Source organism: Neisseria sp. P0009.S007, assembly GCF_051962515.1.
On record NZ_JBQCVF010000557.1, the window covers coordinates 1 to 996 of the forward strand.

A 996-nucleotide genomic window follows, 5' to 3' on the forward strand; every position below is an offset into this window, starting at 1 on the left:
CAGCGCGGTTGGAACGGCGTGGTTGCCCATTTCCGCAGTTGCGGCGGCATAGAAAACACCGCGCCCGTGTTCTACCATCTCGGCGATACGCCCGAAATCGCTTATATGCTCAACACGCTGGCACAACGCTATTCAACCATCTACGCCGTCGGCGTTTCTTTGGGGGGTAATGCCCTGGCCAAATATTTGGGCGAGCAGGGCAGCAATGCCGTTCCGCGTGCTTCTGCCGTCGTTTCCGCGCCGGTTGATGCCGTGGCGGCAGGTACGCGTTTCGATCATGGCATGACGCGACTGATTTACACGCGCTATTTTTTAAACTCGCTGTTGCCGAAAGCCCGAGCGATTCCCCGGTTTCAGACGGCCTTAAGCCAGCAAAACTGCAAAACGCTTGGCGACTTTGACGACCGCTTTACCGCGCCGCTACACGGTTTTGCCGACCGTCATGATTACTATCGCCGCAATTCCTGCAAACCATTCCTGAAAGGCGTGGATACGCCGTTGCTGTTGCTTAATGCCGTCAACGACCCTTTCCTGCCGCCGGAAGCCCTGCCGACCGGGCGGGACGTGTCCTCGGCCGTTACGCTGCTGCAACCGGCATACGGCGGTCATGTCGGCTTTGTCAGCCGCGATCAAGGCTGTCTGAATCTGCAATGGCTGCCGCAAACCGTGTTGGACTATTTCAAACAGTATCAGCCGTAAATAGAAAAGGGCATGTATGCGACATGCCCTTAGGGTGTAGAAAGGAAAAAGGCCGTCTGAAAAGAGTTTCAGACGGCCTTTTGAATAGCTTGATTATTTGCCTTTGTCGGCTTTGGCTTCTTTTTTCAGAGAAGCGTACAACTCAGGGTCGCGGTTTTTCAGCAGGGACGCAACGGCCAAGTCGTCACGGTTGACTTTAGCCAAATCTACGCGCTCGATGTGTACCAAACGCAGCAATTCGCGTACAGGTTTAGGCATATTGCGGCCGGATTCGTAACGGGAACCACCGGATTGAGT

General features: G+C 54.9%; 1 protein-coding gene and 1 pseudogene. One reads left to right on the forward strand and one right to left on the reverse strand.

The genetic code is table 11. From position 1 onward, the window contains the following. Positions 1-699 (forward strand): YheT family hydrolase (locus ACTHS3_RS14775; protein ID WP_440368341.1); only part of this gene is annotated, 699 nt, incomplete at its 5' end. Positions 700-792: 93 nt separating this feature from the next. Here the strand turns inward: ACTHS3_RS14775 and ACTHS3_RS14780 are convergent. Continuing rightward, positions 793-996, reverse strand: a pseudogene (locus ACTHS3_RS14780) (transcriptional regulator); the annotation flags it as partial.